The organism is Pseudomonas sp. KH_046_1, from assembly GCF_057839025.1.
This window is the reverse complement of sequence record NZ_CM174481.1, coordinates 2,781,391-2,796,858: the sequence shown is the minus strand read 5'-3', so window position 1 is coordinate 2,796,858 and position 15,468 is coordinate 2,781,391. Positions and strand designations below refer to the sequence as shown.

Annotated in this window: 13 protein-coding genes; 8 read left to right on the top strand and 5 right to left on the bottom strand. The window is 61.6% G+C overall.

Features of this window, described 5'->3' with window-relative positions; genetic code table 11:
- Positions 1–83 precede the first annotated feature (83 nt).
- The 7 genes from AC3IT9_RS13025 (at position 84) to fabI (ending at position 9,978) form a co-directional block, all read left to right on the top strand.
- Positions 84–1,517, top strand: a complete 1,434-nt coding sequence (locus AC3IT9_RS13025) for a transglycosylase SLT domain-containing protein (RefSeq protein ID WP_489273316.1) — start codon at positions 84–86, stop codon at positions 1,515–1,517.
- A gap of 277 nt (positions 1,518–1,794) precedes the next feature.
- Positions 1,795–3,615: an extracellular solute-binding protein gene (locus AC3IT9_RS13020; RefSeq protein ID WP_489273508.1), complete on the top strand. Its 1,821-nt coding sequence runs from the start codon at positions 1,795–1,797 to the stop codon at positions 3,613–3,615.
- Positions 3,612–5,453, top strand: a complete 1,842-nt coding sequence (locus AC3IT9_RS13015) for an extracellular solute-binding protein (protein WP_489273315.1) — start codon at positions 3,612–3,614, stop codon at positions 5,451–5,453. The genes AC3IT9_RS13020 and AC3IT9_RS13015 overlap by 4 nt, the downstream gene beginning before the upstream one ends.
- 4 nt (positions 5,454–5,457) lie before the next feature.
- Complete coding sequence (locus AC3IT9_RS13010) at positions 5,458–6,531, top strand: microcin C ABC transporter permease YejB (RefSeq protein ID WP_008051869.1); 1,074 nt, start codon at positions 5,458–5,460, stop codon at positions 6,529–6,531.
- A 1-nt stretch (position 6,532) separates the two neighbouring features.
- On the top strand, positions 6,533–7,552 hold the full coding sequence (locus AC3IT9_RS13005) for an ABC transporter permease (RefSeq protein ID WP_007979115.1): 1,020 nt from the start codon (positions 6,533–6,535) through the stop codon (positions 7,550–7,552).
- A gap of 1 nt (position 7,553) precedes the next feature.
- Positions 7,554–9,164, top strand: coding sequence for an ABC transporter ATP-binding protein (locus tag AC3IT9_RS13000; protein ID WP_150754705.1), 1,611 nt, complete (start codon positions 7,554–7,556; stop codon positions 9,162–9,164).
- A 19-nt stretch (positions 9,165–9,183) separates the two neighbouring features.
- Positions 9,184–9,978, top strand: a complete 795-nt coding sequence (gene fabI / locus AC3IT9_RS12995; protein ID WP_007988438.1) for an enoyl-ACP reductase FabI — start codon at positions 9,184–9,186, stop codon at positions 9,976–9,978.
- Between the two features lie 82 nt (positions 9,979–10,060).
- Here the strand turns inward: fabI and AC3IT9_RS12990 are convergent, their stop codons facing one another.
- The gene (locus AC3IT9_RS12990) at positions 10,061–10,921 is read right to left on the bottom strand and encodes a LysR family transcriptional regulator (RefSeq protein WP_489273314.1); all 861 of its coding nucleotides are present in this window, start codon (positions 10,919–10,921) and stop codon (positions 10,061–10,063) included.
- Positions 10,922–11,033: 112 nt separating this feature from the next.
- On the opposite strand from AC3IT9_RS12990, the gene AC3IT9_RS12985 reads away from it, so the two are divergent.
- Entirely contained in the window at positions 11,034–11,459 is a 426-nt protein-coding gene (locus AC3IT9_RS12985) for a VOC family protein (protein ID WP_489273313.1), read from the top strand.
- A gap of 131 nt (positions 11,460–11,590) precedes the next feature.
- Here AC3IT9_RS12985 and AC3IT9_RS12980 read toward each other — a convergent pair whose 3' ends face one another.
- The 4 genes from AC3IT9_RS12980 to AC3IT9_RS12965 all read right to left on the bottom strand — a co-directional run bounded on the left by AC3IT9_RS12980 (position 11,591) and on the right by AC3IT9_RS12965 (position 15,460).
- The gene (locus tag AC3IT9_RS12980) at positions 11,591–12,172 is read right to left on the bottom strand and encodes a GGDEF domain-containing protein (protein ID WP_489273312.1); all 582 of its coding nucleotides are present in this window, start codon (positions 12,170–12,172) and stop codon (positions 11,591–11,593) included.
- Between the two features lie 73 nt (positions 12,173–12,245).
- Positions 12,246–12,827 carry a hypothetical protein gene (locus tag AC3IT9_RS12975; RefSeq protein ID WP_489273311.1) on the bottom strand — a complete coding sequence of 194 codons (582 nt, stop codon included), beginning with the start codon at positions 12,825–12,827 and terminating at the stop codon, positions 12,246–12,248.
- 1 nt (position 12,828) lies between these two features.
- Positions 12,829–14,997, bottom strand: a complete 2,169-nt coding sequence (locus AC3IT9_RS12970; RefSeq protein ID WP_489273310.1) for a xanthine dehydrogenase family protein molybdopterin-binding subunit — start codon at positions 14,995–14,997, stop codon at positions 12,829–12,831.
- Positions 14,998–15,004: 7 nt separating this feature from the next.
- Positions 15,005–15,460, bottom strand: a complete 456-nt coding sequence (locus AC3IT9_RS12965) for a (2Fe-2S)-binding protein (RefSeq protein WP_489273309.1) — start codon at positions 15,458–15,460, stop codon at positions 15,005–15,007.
- Between the last annotated feature and the right edge of the window lie 8 nt (positions 15,461–15,468).

The window sequence follows — 15,468 nt, the reverse complement described above, 5'->3', positions numbered from 1 at the left end:
TGCAACAATTCTGAAAGGTTGACCGCGCAGGGTGCGCTTTCTAGAATCGCCCGACATTTTTGCCCGGAACTTACTTCCAGCCAATGTCGTCACCTATTCGCAAAGCCATCAGTTCAGACGCATTGACCCGCTTGGCTCAAGCCATTGCGGTGGCTGTGTCCGCCACCCTGGCGGGCTGTTCCAGCCATGCGCCGCAGACCGATGCGGCGCACGCGCAGAACATCGCCGCGCGCGCCAAGCAGAAGCCGATCTGGCTCAGCGAAAAACCCAGCCCGCAAATTCCCCAGGACGTCTGGGAGCGCATGCGCCAGGGCTTCCAGTTGCAGGACGGGCTGGGCGTCAACCCGCGCATCGAGCAACAGCGCCTGTGGTTCGCCAGCAATCCATCTTTCCTCGAAAACGCCGGCGAGCGTGGCAGCCTCTACATTCACTACATCGTCGAGCGCCTTGAAGAACGCAACATGCCGCTGGAACTGGCGCTGCTGCCAGTGATTGAAAGTGCCTACAACCCGATGGCCTATTCCCGGGCCAACGCGGTGGGTCTTTGGCAGTTCATCCCGTCCACCGGGCGTTACTTCAACCTGCGTCAAACCCGTTTCTATGATGGCCGCCGCGATATCACCGCGTCGACCACCGCCGCGCTGGATTACCTGACCCGCCTGCACGACATGTTCAACGGCGACTGGATGCTGGCCCTGGCGGCCTACAACGCTGGCGAAGGCACCGTCAGCCGGGCCATCGAACGCAACGAACGCCTCGGCCTGCCAACCGACTACTGGAACCTGCCGCTGCCCTCCGAAACCCAGGCCTACGTGCCGAAGTTGCTGGCACTGTCGCAAGTGGTGATGGCGCCGGAAGCCTACGGCGTGAACCTCAACCCGATCGCCAACGAACCCTACTTCCAGGTCGTCGAAATCAACCAGCGCATGGACCTGTCCAAGGTTGCTGAAGTCGCCAACATCGACGAAGACGAACTGTTCCAGCTCAACCCGGCCTTCAAGCAGCGCACCACCACCCTTGATGGCCCGCAACATCTGCTGGTGCCGACTTCCAAGGCACAACTGCTGACCAGCAGCCTGCAGACCATGCGGCCTGAAGAACTGATCAGCAAGAAATCGCTCAAGCCAGTCTTCGAAGGTGCCGACGACACCCAGGTCGCCAGCGTCAAGCGTTCCTACCGGGTCAAGCGGGGTGACAACCTCGGCTCCATCGCCAAGGCCAACAACGTTGACGTAAAGGACCTGCAACGCTGGAACAAACTGACCGGCAAGAACCTCAAAGCCGGCCAGACACTGGTCATGCAGGACACCAGCAAACGCAGTTCCGGACGCGTCAACACCGTGATTGCGGCGAACACCAAGAAGCAGCAGACCACGTACAAGGTCCAGCAAGGCGACTCGCTGTATATCGTGGCCAAGCGCTTCAACGTTGAAATGCAGCACCTCAAGCGCTGGAACCCGCGTATCGGCCAGGCGCTCAAGCCTGGCCAGATGTTGACGGTGGCCAATCCGCATTAAAAAAAGCCCCTGAATTCAGGGGCTTTATTGTGCCTGCGCAGTTTTTGTGGGCAGCACAAAAACCTGTGGGAGCGAGCTTGCTCGCGATGAAGGCGTATCAGTTTGCATTGATGGTGACTGACACGCCCTCATCGCGAGCAAGCTCGCTCCCACAAGGATATGGGCCCGGCCGATATTGCGCATTAACCCCCCGTCTTTTTCCTGCCCATACAAGCTGTTACTGTACGGTCCACAAAGCCCAAGCCGCCTGGATCGGATCCCCTATTTGAAGCGTCCCCTGCCCCTGCTCCTGATCAGCCTGGCCTTGAGCTCCACCGCAAGCGCGACGATCAGCGAAAGCCATGGTTATGCGCAGTTCGGCACGCTCAAGTATCCGGCCCGATTTACCCACTTCGACTGGGTCAACCCGCAAGCGCCCAAGGGCGGTACGTTGCGGGTCATGGCGTTTGGCACCTTCGATACGCTCAACCCCTACACCTTCAAGGGCACCAGCCCGGTCACCACGCCGAGTTTCCTGCAATACGGCATCAACGAACTCAACGAGCCGCTCATGGTCGGCACGGGACAGTACGCACCTTCGGGTGACGAACCCGCGTCCAGTTATGGCCTGATCGCCCAGTCGGTGGAGTACAACGAGAACCGCAGCTGGGTGGTGTTCAACCTGCGTCCCGAAGCACGCTTCCATGACGGCACGCCGATCACCGCCTACGACGTCGCGTTCTCCTATCGCCTGCTGCTCAAGGAAGGCCATCCGCTGTATCGCACCAGCCTTCAGGAGGTGTCGCGGGTCGACATCCTCAACCCGCAGCGGATTCGCTTCGTGTTCAAGCGTGCCGGCAATCCGTTGCTGATCCTGCGCCTGGGCGAAATGCCGGTGCTGGCGCAGCACTACTGGAAAGGCCGCGACTTCAAGGCCACCACCTTCGAGCCGCCGCTGGGCAGCGGGCCGTACCGCGTCACCTCGGTCACGCCAGGACGGCAAATTGTCTTTGAGCGGGTCAAGGACTACTGGGGCAAGGACCTGCCGGTCAATCGCGGCAAGTACAACTTCGACCGCATGGAGGTCGAGTTCTACCGCGACAGCGACGTAGCTTTCGAGGCGTTCAAGGCCGATGAATTCGATATCTATATCGAGCATCAGGCGAAGAACTGGGACAGCGGCTACAATTTCCCCGCCATACGCCGCGGTGACGTGATCAAGGCACAGATTCCCCATCAGATCCCGACCCAGACCCAGGGCCTGTTCATGAACAGCCGCCGTCCGGCTTTCTCGGACGCCAGGGTCCGTGAAGCGCTGGGGCTGATGTTCAACTTTGAATGGACCAACCGCACGCTGTTCGGCGGCGCCTACCAACGCGCCATGAGCTACTACCCCAACAGCGAGTTTTCGGCCAGCGGTTTACCGATCGGGCATGAATGGTTGTTGCTCAAGCCCTATCGCGAGCAACTGCCGGCCAAGGTCTTTACCGAGCCGTTCAGCCTGCCGCAGACCGACGGCCGCGGCATCCCCCGGGAGACTCTGCGCAAAGCCCTCGGCCTGCTCGCCGAAGCCGGCTGGAAGCTCAATGGCCAGCGCCTGCAAAACGCCGCCGGACAGCCGTTGCGCCTTGAACTGCTGCTGGTCAATCCGAATCTGGAGCGCATCCTCCAGCCTTACGTCGAGACCCTGGCCAGCATCGGCATCGATGCGCGGCTGCGCACGGTCGATCGCGCGCAATACAAGCAGCGCCTCGACCAGTTCGATTTCGACATGATTCTGATGACCCTCAACCAGACGCTCAGCCCGGGCCTGGAACAATGGCAGTACTTTCACTCCAGCCAGGCCGGGGTCAAGGGCAGCAAGAACTTCGCCGGCATTGCCAACCCGGTGGTCGACCACTTGCTCGAGCAGCTTCTGGCCGCCCAGACCCGCGATGAACAAGTCGCCGCCGGCAAGGCCCTCGACCGCGTGCTGCTGTGGCAGCACTACATCGTTCCCAACTGGTACCTCAATTATCACCGTCTGGCGTACCGCAACCGGCTCGCCTTCGTCACCACGCCGCCCTACACTCTGGGCCTGAACGCGTGGTGGCTGAAATCTTCGGAGAAAGATCAATGAAACCCATCCGTGCCCTGCTCCTGCAGGCCAGCGGTCTGCTGTTCGCCGGGCTGGCCTGCGCCGCCCCGCAACATGCCGTGACCCTGTATAACGAGCCGCCGAAATACCCGGCCGATTTCAAACACTTCGACTACGTGAATCCCGACGCACCCAAGGGCGGGATTTTCCGTCAGGCCGGTTTCGGCGGCTTCGACAGCCTCAACCCGTTCATCAGCAAAGGCGTGCCGGCGGACGATATCGGCAACATCTACGACACCCTGGCCAAGCAAGGGCTGGACGAGCCGTTCACCGAGTACGGCTTGATCGCCCGGCTGATCGAGAAAGCCCCGGACAACGCCTGGGTGCGTTTTTACCTGCGCCCCGAAGCACGCTTCCATGATGGCCATCCGGTACGCGCCGAGGACGTGGCGTTCAGCTTCCAGATGCTGACCAAGGACGGCGCGCCGATGTACCGCGGCTACTACAGCGACGTGGCTGAAGTGATCGCCGAAGACCCGCTGACCGTGCTGTTCAAGTTCAAGCACACCAACAACCGCGAGCTGCCGCTGATCCTCGGCCAGTTGCCGGTGCTGCCCAAGCATTGGTGGGCCGACCGCGACTTCAACAAGGGCAACCTGGAGATCCCGCTGGGCAGCGGTCCGTACAAGGTCAGCGAAGTGAAGGCCGGACGCTCGGTGCGTTACGAGCGGGTCAAGGATTACTGGGGCAAGGACCTGCCGGTCAATCGGGGTTTCTACAACTTCGACGTGATGACCACCGATTACTACCGCGACAACACCGTGGCCCTGGAAGCGCTCAAGGCCGGGCAGTTCGACTACTGGCTGGAAATGACCGCGAAAAACTGGGCCAACGCCTACAACACTCCGGCGGTCACCGAAGGTCGACTGGTCAAGGAACAGATTCCCAACGGCAATCCGACCGGCATGCAGGGATTCGTCTACAACCTGCGCCGCCCGGTGTTCCAGGATGTGCGCGTGCGTCAGGCCTTGTCGCTGTTGCTGGATTTCGAATGGACCAACAAGCAACTGTTCAACGGCGCCTACGCGCGTACCCGCAGTTACTTCGAGAACTCGGAAATGGCCGCCACCGGCCTGCCCGACGCCGATCAGGTGGCGATCCTCGAACCGTTCCGCGCCACGCTGCCACCGCAGGTGTTCAACGAAGCCTTCCAGAACCCGACCACCGATGGCAGCGGCATGATCCGCGCCCAGCAACGGCAAGCCTATCAATTGTTGCAGGAGGCCGGCTGGCGCATCGTCGATGACAAAATGGTCGACGCCACCGGCAAACCGGTGGTCATCGAGTTCCTGTTGGCCCAGACCGAATTCGAGCGGGTGCTGCTGCCGTTCAAGCGCAACCTGAGCGACCTGGGTATCGACCTGGTGATTCGCCGGGTCGACGTCTCGCAATACATCAACCGTGTGCGTTCCCGGGACTTCGACATGATCGTCGGCAGCTTCCCGCAGTCCAACTCGCCGGGGAACGAACAGCGGGAATTCTGGATGTCGGACGCCGCCGACAAGCCCGGCAGCCGCAACTCCATGGGCCTGAAGGATCCGGTGGTCGACCAACTGGTCGAGCAACTGATCAACGCCGATTCGCGCAACAGCCTGGTGGCCCACGCCCGCGCGCTGGACCGCGTTCTGCAATGGGGCTATTACGTAATACCCAACTGGCACATCAAGACCTGGCGCGTGGCGTACTGGAACCACATCGGCCATCCCAAGGTCTCGCCCAAGTACGACATCGGCACGGCCACCTGGTGGGTCAAGCCCGACATCAAGCCGGCGATAGAAGTCGAAACCACACTGCAGGCCGATCCTGCGGGCACGGAGTAATCAGATGCTGGCGTACATTTTTCGGCGACTGTTGCTGATCATTCCGACCCTGTTCGGCATCTTGCTGATCAACTTCGTGATCATCCAGGCCGCCCCGGGCGGGCCGGTGGAGCAGATGATCGCCAAGCTCGAAGGCTTCGAAGGTGCCACCAGCCGCATCGCCGGCGGCGGTGCCGAAGTCTCGGTGGCAGGCTCCGCCTATCGCGGCGCCCAGGGCCTGGACCCGGCGCTGATCAAGGAAATCGAGCACATGTACGGCTTCGACAAATCGGCGCCGGAACGCCTGTGGATCATGGTCAAGAACTATGCGTCCCTGGATTTCGGCGACAGCTTCTTCCGCGACGCCAAGGTCATCGACCTGATCAAGGAAAAGATGCCGGTGTCGATCTCCCTCGGGCTGTGGAGCACGCTGATCATGTACCTGGTGTCGATCCCGCTGGGGATCGCCAAGGCCAAGCGGCACGGCAGCCACTTCGACGTCTGGACCAGTTCGGCGATCATCGTCGGCTACGCGATCCCGGCGTTCCTGTTCGCCATCCTGTTGATCGTGGTGTTCGCCGGCGGCAGTTACCTGGACTGGTTCCCCTTGCGCGGCCTGACCTCGAACAACTTCGATGAACTGAGCATGGGCGGCAAGATCCTCGACTACTTCTGGCACCTGGCGCTGCCGGTGACCGCACTGGTGATCGGCAACTTCGCGACCATGACCCTGCTGACCAAAAACAGCTTCCTCGACGAGATCAACAAGCAGTACGTGATCACCGCCAGGGCCAAAGGCCTGACCAACCACCGCGTGCTGTACGGCCATGTGTTCCGCAACGCCATGCTGCTGGTGATCGCCGGTTTCCCCTCGGCCCTCATCGGCATTTTCTTCACCGGCTCGTTGCTGGTGGAGGTGATCTTCTCCCTCGACGGCCTTGGCCTGATGAGTTTCGAAGCGGCGATCAACCGCGATTACCCGGTGGTGTTCGGCACGCTGTTCATCTTCACCCTGCTCGGACTGGTGGTGAAACTGATCGGCGACCTGACCTACACCTTTGTCGATCCGCGCATCGACTTCGAAAGCCGGGAGCATTGAGATGAACCTGTCCCCTCTCAATCGCCGCCGCTTCGAACTGTTCAAGGCCAACAAGCGCGGCTGGTGGTCGCTGTGGCTGTTCCTGATCCTGTTCGGCGCCAGCCTGGGCGCCGAACTGATCGCCAACGACAAGCCGCTGGCGGTGCATTACGACAACAACTGGTACTTCCCGGCGCTCAAGCGCTACCCGGAAACCACCTTCGGCGGCGAATTTCCCCTGGAGGCGAACTACAAGAGTCCGTACATCCGCGAACTGCTCAAGGCCAAGGACGCCTGGGTGCTGTGGGCGCCGATTCCCTACAGCTACCAGAGCATCAACTACGACCTGAAAGTCCCGGCCCCGGCCCCGCCCTCGACGGACAACCTGCTGGGCACCGACGATCAGGGCCGCGACGTGCTGGCCCGGGTGATCTACGGCTTCCGCATTTCGGTACTGTTCGCCCTGACCCTGACCGTACTGAGCTCGATTATCGGCGTGATCGCCGGCGCCTTGCAGGGGTTCTACGGGGGCTGGGTGGACCTGGCCGGGCAGCGGTTCCTGGAGATCTGGTCCGGACTGCCGGTGCTGTACCTGCTGATCATCCTTGCCAGTTTCGTGCAGCCCAACTTCTGGTGGCTGCTGGGGATCATGCTGCTGTTCTCGTGGATGAGCCTGGTGGACGTGGTGCGCGCCGAGTTCCTGCGCGGACGCAATCTGGAATACGTGCGCGCAGCCCGCGCCTTGGGCATGCAGAACGGTGCGATCATGTTCCGCCATATCCTGCCCAACGCGATGGTCTCGACGATGACCTTCATGCCGTTCATCCTCACCGGCGCCATCGGTACGCTGACCGCCCTGGACTTCCTCGGTTTCGGCCTGCCGGCGGGCAGTCCCTCCCTGGGTGAATTGGTGGCCCAGGGCAAATCCAACCTGCAGGCGCCGTGGCTGGGCATCAGCGCCTTTGCGGTGCTGGCCTTGATGCTGAGTTTGCTGGTGTTCATCGGCGAGTCCGCTCGCGATGCCTTCGACCCGAGGAAGTGAAATGAATCAGCACAATCTGATCGAAGTGCGCGACCTGGCCGTCGATTTTGTCGTCGGCAATCGCTGCCAGCGGGCGGTCGAAGGCGTCAGCTTCGACATCAAGCGCGGTGAAACCCTCGCGTTGGTCGGCGAGAGCGGTTCCGGTAAATCGGTCACCGCACACTCGATCCTGCGCCTGCTGCCCTACCCCCTCGCCCGGCATCCGTCCGGCACCATCGAATATTCCGGGCAAAACCTGTTGGACCTGAAAGAAAAAACCATTCGCCACATTCGCGGCAACCGGATTGCGATGATCTTCCAGGAGCCGATGACCTCGCTCAATCCCCTGCACTCGATCGAGAAGCAGATCAACGAAGTGCTGGGGATCCACAAGGGCCTGACCGGCAAGGTCGCGACCAAGCGCACCCTGGAGCTGCTGGAGATGGTCGGCATCCCCGAGCCGCACAGACGCCTCAAAGCCCTGCCCCACGAATTGTCCGGCGGCCAGCGCCAGCGGGTGATGATCGCCATGGCCCTGGCCAACGAGCCGGAACTGCTGATCGCCGACGAGCCGACCACCGCGCTGGACGTGACCGTCCAGCTGAAAATCCTCGAGTTGCTCAAGGAATTGCAGGCCCGATTGGGCATGGCGCTGCTGCTGATCAGCCATGATTTGAACCTTGTGCGAAGAATTGCGCATCGCGTATGTGTCATGCAGCAAGGTTGCATCGTCGAACAGGCATCGTGCGAAGAATTGTTCCGCGCGCCGCAGCATCCGTACACTCGGGAACTGCTGGCAGCGGAGCCCGGCGGCAAGCCTGCAAGCAACGTGATCGGCCCGCCCTTGCTGGCGGTCGAAGACCTGAAAGTCTGGTTTCCGATCAAGAAAGGCCTGCTCAAGCGCACGGTGGATTACGTCAAGGCGGTCGACGGCATCAATTTCAGCCTGCCCCAGGGCCAGACCCTGGGGATCGTGGGTGAAAGCGGTTCTGGCAAATCGACCCTGGGCCTGGCGATTTTGCGGTTGATCGCCAGCAAAGGTGCGATCCGTTTTGAAGGCCAGCAGCTAGACTGCCTGACGCAGCAACAGGTACGGCCGCTGCGGCGGGAGATGCAAGTGGTGTTTCAGGACCCGTTCGGCAGCCTGAGCCCGCGGATGTGCGTGAGCCAGATCGTTGGCGAGGGCCTGCGGATCCACAAGATGGGCACCGCAGCGGAACAGGAACAAGCGATCATTGCGGCACTCAAGGAGGTAGGTCTGGATCCGGAAACCCGGCACCGCTACCCCCACGAATTTTCCGGTGGGCAAAGGCAGAGAATCGCCATTGCCCGGGCATTGGTGTTAAAACCGGCGTTGATTTTGCTGGACGAGCCGACTTCGGCCCTCGACCGCACGGTACAACGCCAGGTAGTGGAGCTTTTGCGTTCACTGCAAACCAAGTACAACCTGACGTATCTGTTTATCAGCCATGACCTGGCTGTGGTGAAAGCGCTGAGCCACCAGCTGATGGTGGTCAAGCATGGCCAAGTGGTCGAACAGGGAGACGCGCAAAGCATTTTTGCCGCCCCCCAACATCCGTATACACAGCAGTTGCTGGAAGCCGCTTTTCTGGCTCCGGCCACTGCGCAATAACCTGAAAGAGGAGCAACACATGGGTTTTCTCGCCGGTAAGCGCGTACTGATCGTCGGTGTCGCCAGCAAGCTGTCCATCGCATCCGGCATCGCTGCCGCCATGCATCGCGAGGGCGCTGAGCTTGCCTTCACTTATCAGAACGACAAACTCAAGGGTCGTGTCGAAGAGTTCGCACAAGGCTGGGGCTCGAGCCCTGAGCTGTGCTTCCCGTGCGACGTGGCCAGCGATGAAGAAATCGCCAAGGTCTTCGAAGAACTGAGCAAGAAGTGGGACGGCCTGGACTGCATCGTGCACTCCGTCGGCTTCGCCCCGGGCGACCAACTGGACGGCGACTTCACCGAAGCCACCACCCGTGAAGGTTTCCGCATCGCTCACGACATCAGCGCCTACAGCTTCGTGGCCCTGGCCAAGGCCGGCCGCGAAATGATGAAAGGCCGCAACGGCAGCCTGCTGACCCTGTCGTACCTGGGCGCCGAGCGCACCATGCCGAACTACAACGTGATGGGCATGGCCAAGGCTTCCCTGGAAGCCGGCGTACGTTACCTGGCCGGCTCCCTGGGCCCGGACGGTACTCGCGTCAACTGTGTATCGGCAGGTCCCATCCGCACCCTCGCCGCTTCCGGCATCAAGAACTTCCGCAAGATGCTGGCCGCCAACGAAGCGCAAACCCCACTGCGCCGCAACGTCACCATCGAAGAAGTCGGCAATGCCGGCGCCTTCCTGTGCTCGGACCTGGCGTCCGGCATCAGCGGTGAAATCATGTACGTGGACGGTGGTTTCAACACCACGGCCATGGGCAGCCTCGAAGAGTAATCTTCGGTCAGCCTAAAAAACCCGCCTCTTTTGGCGGGTTTTTTAGGCCTGCGATTTCACGGACAAACACAATCCCACAGGGTTAGTGTTGTGTCAGGCATTGCGCAAACAACTGCTGAATCGGCTGCATTCGCTGGCTGTACCGCTGCAACAACACAATCTCCCGATAGAACGTCAACTCGCCCAAGGGGATGACTCGCACCCTGGCCCCGTGCTCAAGCCACAACCCGGCTTCGGGCAATAGCGAAATCCCCAAGCCACACTCGACCATTTTGACGATAGCCTCCAGTTCATCCAGCTCCAGCGCCACGCGCACCTCGATCTGCCGTTCGCGCAGAAACCGCGTCACCAGTCGTCCGCCGAACGAATTGCGGTCGTAGCGCACATGAGGGTGCTCGGCGAGCAGTTGTAGCGGATCATCGCCGTCGAGGTCCGCCGGTACGATCAGCACGAAGGGCTCCCGGCGAATCACCTGCGCGAACAACTCCTTGGGCAAGTCAAAAGGCGGCTTGATCAGGATCGCCAGGTCCACTTCTCCCGTGTCCACCTGGCTCAGCAGGTTCAGTGACACCCCGGGCACCAGCTTGGGTTCCAGCAAGGGTGCCTGTTGGCGCAATTTCAACAATGCCTGGGGCAGCAGGCCGGTCTGCACCGTCGCCACCGCGCCGATTTTCAATTCGCCACGGTACTCACTGACATCGTCACTGACGGCCATGCGGCTGAAGGTCTCGAGCATTTCCCTGGCCATCGGCAACGCTCGTTGCCCCGCCGCATTGAGCAGCGCCTGGCGCCCGGTGCGGTCGAACAGACGGATGCCAAGGGCCTGTTCCAGATTGCGAATCTGCGCGCTGACTGCCGATTGCGTCAGGCCGATGTGCATGCCGGCCGCGGCGAAGGTGCCGTAACGCGCCACGGCGATAAAGGTTTTCAGTTCTCGCAGCATGGCGGCCTCGATTGATCGAAATAATTTGAGCTCGATGCAAAAATTATCGTCTTTCAATCAAAAATCACAGGACTAAACTCGACACATCCCCACCCACACCGAGGTTCGCCTGATGCAACTGTCCCCTTTTCACTTGGCCATCCCGGTCTACGACTTGCCGGCCGCCCGACATTTCTATGGTTCAGTGTTTGGCCTGGAAGAAGGCCGCTCCAGCGACCATTGGGTGGATTTCAATTTCTTCGGCCATCAACTGGTGATTCACCTGGCACCGAAAAACCCTTCGCAGGAAGCCGCGCACACCAATGCCGTCGATGGTCACGATGTGCCGGTGCCGCATTTTGGCGTGGTGCTCGGAATGGCCGAGTGGGAGGCGCTGGCCGAGCGGTTGAAGTCACTGGGGACTCGCTTCGTGATCGAACCGGGAATTCGTTTTCAGGGGCTGGCGGGTGAACAGGCGACGATGTTTCTGTTTGATCCTTGCGGGAATGCGCTGGAGTTCAAGGCGTTCAAGGACATTGGGCAGTTGTTTGCCAAATAGGTGTTGTCTGTCAGGACGCTTTCGTCGGATCGCCGCCCGGAGCAGGCTCGCTCCCACATTGGATTTGTGGCGTTCACAAAACCTGTGGGAGCGAGCCTGCTCGCGATGAGGCCCGCCAATTCACCACTGTTCTAACGGCTCATCACCCGCTCGACCTCACCCAGCAGTTCCTCGATTGAGTCATGCACAATGGGGTCATATTCGACCTGGGTAACACTGAACCGAATGTCATAACTGCGATGCGCCGTGGCGTTGCGCTCGTCGAGTATCTCATTGAGCCGTGCCTTGATCGCCGCAATCTCCACGGCAGTGGAACCGGTCAGCAGCGCCACGAACCGGTCGCCTTCGAGCCGGCCGACCACATCGTTTTCACGAAAGCCGATACGCAGGACATCGGCGAACGTCTTGAGCGCATCGTCACCTTTGGCCCGGCCATACAGATAGCAGATGTGTTTGAATTCATCGAGGCTGAAGTACAGCAGCGTTGCCGACGTCTCCAGCTCCCGGCAAGCCTCCAGCCCGAGCCGGGCCAGTTCGGTGAAGCCGTGGCGATTGGACAGCAGCGTCAGCTCATCCATGCTCGCCATCTGCACGCCTGCCAGTTCTTGCTCGGCCTGGCGAGCCAGGTTGCGCAGCCGTTCACGTTCTTGCTGTGGCGTAAGCAACGGGTTTGCGGATCGGCCCGTTTTGCCCGTTTTGCCTGAGATCAACATCGTTCACTCCTTGGCGGGTATGTACGTTAGAGTCGCCCGTACCCGCATTGACTCCCTGTAAGCGTGCCGCTGGTCAGCTACCCGCCACCGGGCACGGCCCTCCTGCATCGGCCCAGCGTTTGAACCGGGTGACGAAGATATCGTGCGGCACCGGCACCGGCGCGCGATTGCCGCCGGGGTTCCAGCCCCACAGCACCAGCTTGTCGTCGCTGACGTGTTTGATCAGCGCCGTGAAATCCCGATCGCCATTGCTGGAGCGATTCTTGATCATCGCGCACAGCCGGTCGGCTGGCAGGCCGATCCAGGCCATCCGCTGCGCTGCCGGCGGCAGGCTCCAGTGCGGCGCCCCGGGTGGCGCGTGCGGGCCGTAACTGGCCGGCGGATTGCTTTGGCCATGGCAGGTTGCACAGGGCAACCCGGCCGAGCCCTTGCCGTCCATACCCCGCACGACATTCATGGCGTGGGGCACGCCGGCATCGAATTGCAGCGGTGAATCCCCGGGAATGTGGCAGTTCTGGCAACGGGGGCTCTGGAAGACCTTCTGCACCGTGTCGAACGCCTGCAAGGCCTCGCGGTCATCGGCGAACACGTGGGATGCGTAGGCGACGAGAAAGATCAGGATCAACGCCCCAAGCAACCAGTGATGTCGTTTCATCTCACACCCCCGACAGCTGCAAGGGCAGCTCCCGCAGGCGCTGCCCGGTCAAGGCAAACACCGCATTGGCCACCGCCGGCGCCATGGGTGGCACACCGGCTTCGCCGATACCGCCGGGTTTGTCGCTGCTGGGCACGATATGCACTTCGACCAGCGGCATTTCGTTGAGCCGCAGCACCTGATAGTCGTGATAGTTGGATTGCACCACCTGCCCGTCCTTGAGCGTCAGCTTGCTGTGCAAGGCGAAGCTCAGGCCAAAGGTGATGCACGACTCCATCTGCGCGGCGATGCTCTGCGGGTTGACCGCAATGCCGCAGTCCACCGCACACACCACCCGGTGCACGCGGATGGCGAGGTTGTCCTGGGACACCTCGGCCACCTGGGCCACGTAACTGCCAAACGACTCATGCACCGCCACACCCAAGGCATGGCCATCCGGCAGCGGCGCCTTCCAGTTGGCCTTCTCCACCGCGAGGTTCAGCACACCGAGGTGGCGCGGATGATCCTTGAGCAAGGTGCGCCGATATTCCACCGGATCCTTGCCGGCCGCCGTGGCCAACTCATCGATCAGCGACTCCATGACAAACGCGGTGTGGGTGTGCCCCACCGAACGCAGCCACAACACGCTGATGCCGGTTTTCGGTGAGTGCAGTTCGATCTGGTGATTGGCCAGTCCTTCGAGGTAAGGGCTGTCGGCCACGCCTTCGACGGAGGTCTTGTCGATCCCGTCCTTGACCATGCTCGCTTCGAGCGAGGTTCCGGCCATGATCGACTGCCCGACCATCACATGTTTCCAGGCCAGTGGCAGGCCGTCGGCGCCCAGCCCGATACGCGCATGGTGCAGGAACGCCGAGCGGTAATAGCCGCCGCGGATGTCGTCTTCCCGCGCCCACACGGTTTTCACCGGTGCACCGGCGGCCTTGGCGACATACACCGCTTCGCTGACGAAGTCCGAAGTCGGATTGGCCCGGCGCCCGAAGCCGCCGCCGAGAAATTCGGTATGGATCACCACCTGTTCCGGTTTGAGCCCGGTGATTTTCCCGGCGACCATCTGGTCCAGGGTCTGGAACTGGGTGCCGGTCCAGATTTCGCATTTGTCCTGGGTGATGCTCACCGTGCAGTTCAGCGGCTCCATCGGCGCGTGGGCCAGGTAAGGCACGCTGTATTCAACGTCGATCCTCCTGGTCGCTTTCGCCAGCGCAGCCTGGGTATCCCCCGCCTGACCGGCGTTGATGCCGGGGGTGGTGGCGAGTTTGCGGAAACTCTCCAGCAACGCCTGGCTGTCGAGCCCGGCGTTCGGCCCCGGATTCCACTCGATTTTCAGCGCATCGCGCCCCAGCTTCGCCGCCCAAAAATGATCGGCAATCACCGCGATGCCCGTCGGCACCTGCACCACTTTGTGCACCCCCGGAATCGCCAGCGCTTCGGCGCCTTCAAAGGATTTGACGCTGCCACCGAAGGTGGGCGAACGGGCGACCATCGCGGTCATCAGCCCGTCAAACTGCACGTCCATGCCGAACTTCGCCCGGCCGGTGATTTTCTCCGGGGTGTCCAGGCGCCTGGTGGGTTTGCCGATCAGCCGCCAGTCCTTCGCGTCCTTGAGTTTGATCGAGGCTGGATCTGGCCGTGGCATTTGCCCGGCGTCATCGGCCAGTTCGCCGTAGGTGGCACGGTGTTCACCGGCAATGACCACGCCGGATTCGGTATGAATCCCGGACGGCGCGACGTTGAAACGCTTGGCCGCCGCGTCGATCAACATCAAGCGCGCCGCCGCGCCGGCCTGGCGATAGCGGTCGAACTCCATCCAGGTCGAGGTAGACCCCCCGGTGATTTGCATCCCGCCAAAACCAGGCAGGCCGTAATCGGCGGCCGAGGCCGGGGAATGCTCGACGCGGATCTTCGACCAGTCGGCGTCCAGTTCTTCGGCAATCAGCATGGTCAGCCCGGTCCAGATGCCCTGGCCCATTTCCGAGTGGCCGAGCAACACGGTGACGCTGTTGTCGTTGCCAATACGCAGGAAGGCGTTGGGTGCAAACACGTTGCCCTGGTTCTCCGCGCCCATGGCGAAACGGTGGGCGCCGGGCATGGCAAACGCCACCACCAGTCCACCGCCCAGCACGGCACTGCCCTTGAGAAAACCACGACGCGATAACGCGTTGATGCTGTTCATGCTCACCTCAACCCAGCTCGGCGGCGCGTTTGACCGCCGCACGGATCCGCGGGTAAGTGCCGCAACGGCAGATGTTGCCGGACAGCGCCTGATCGATGTCGCTGTCGGTCGGTTGCGGAATTTTCGCCAGCAATGCTGCGGCCGACATGATCTGCCCGGATTGGCAGTAACCACACTGGACCACGTCAAGTTCCGCCCAGGCCTGTTGCACCGGGTGCGAACCATCCGCAGACAGGCCCTCGATGGTAAGAATCTTTTGCCCGTGGGCCACGGCCGTGGCCGGCGTGATGCAGGAGCGCAGCGGTGCGCCATCGACGTGCACGGTGCAGGCCCCGCATTGGGCCATGCCACAGCCGAACTTGGTGCCGGTGAGGTGGGCGACATCACGCAAGACCCAGAGCAGCGGCATGTCGGCGGGGACATCCAGCTCCTGATCCTGGCCATTGATGTTCAGGGTCAGCATGGCGCGGT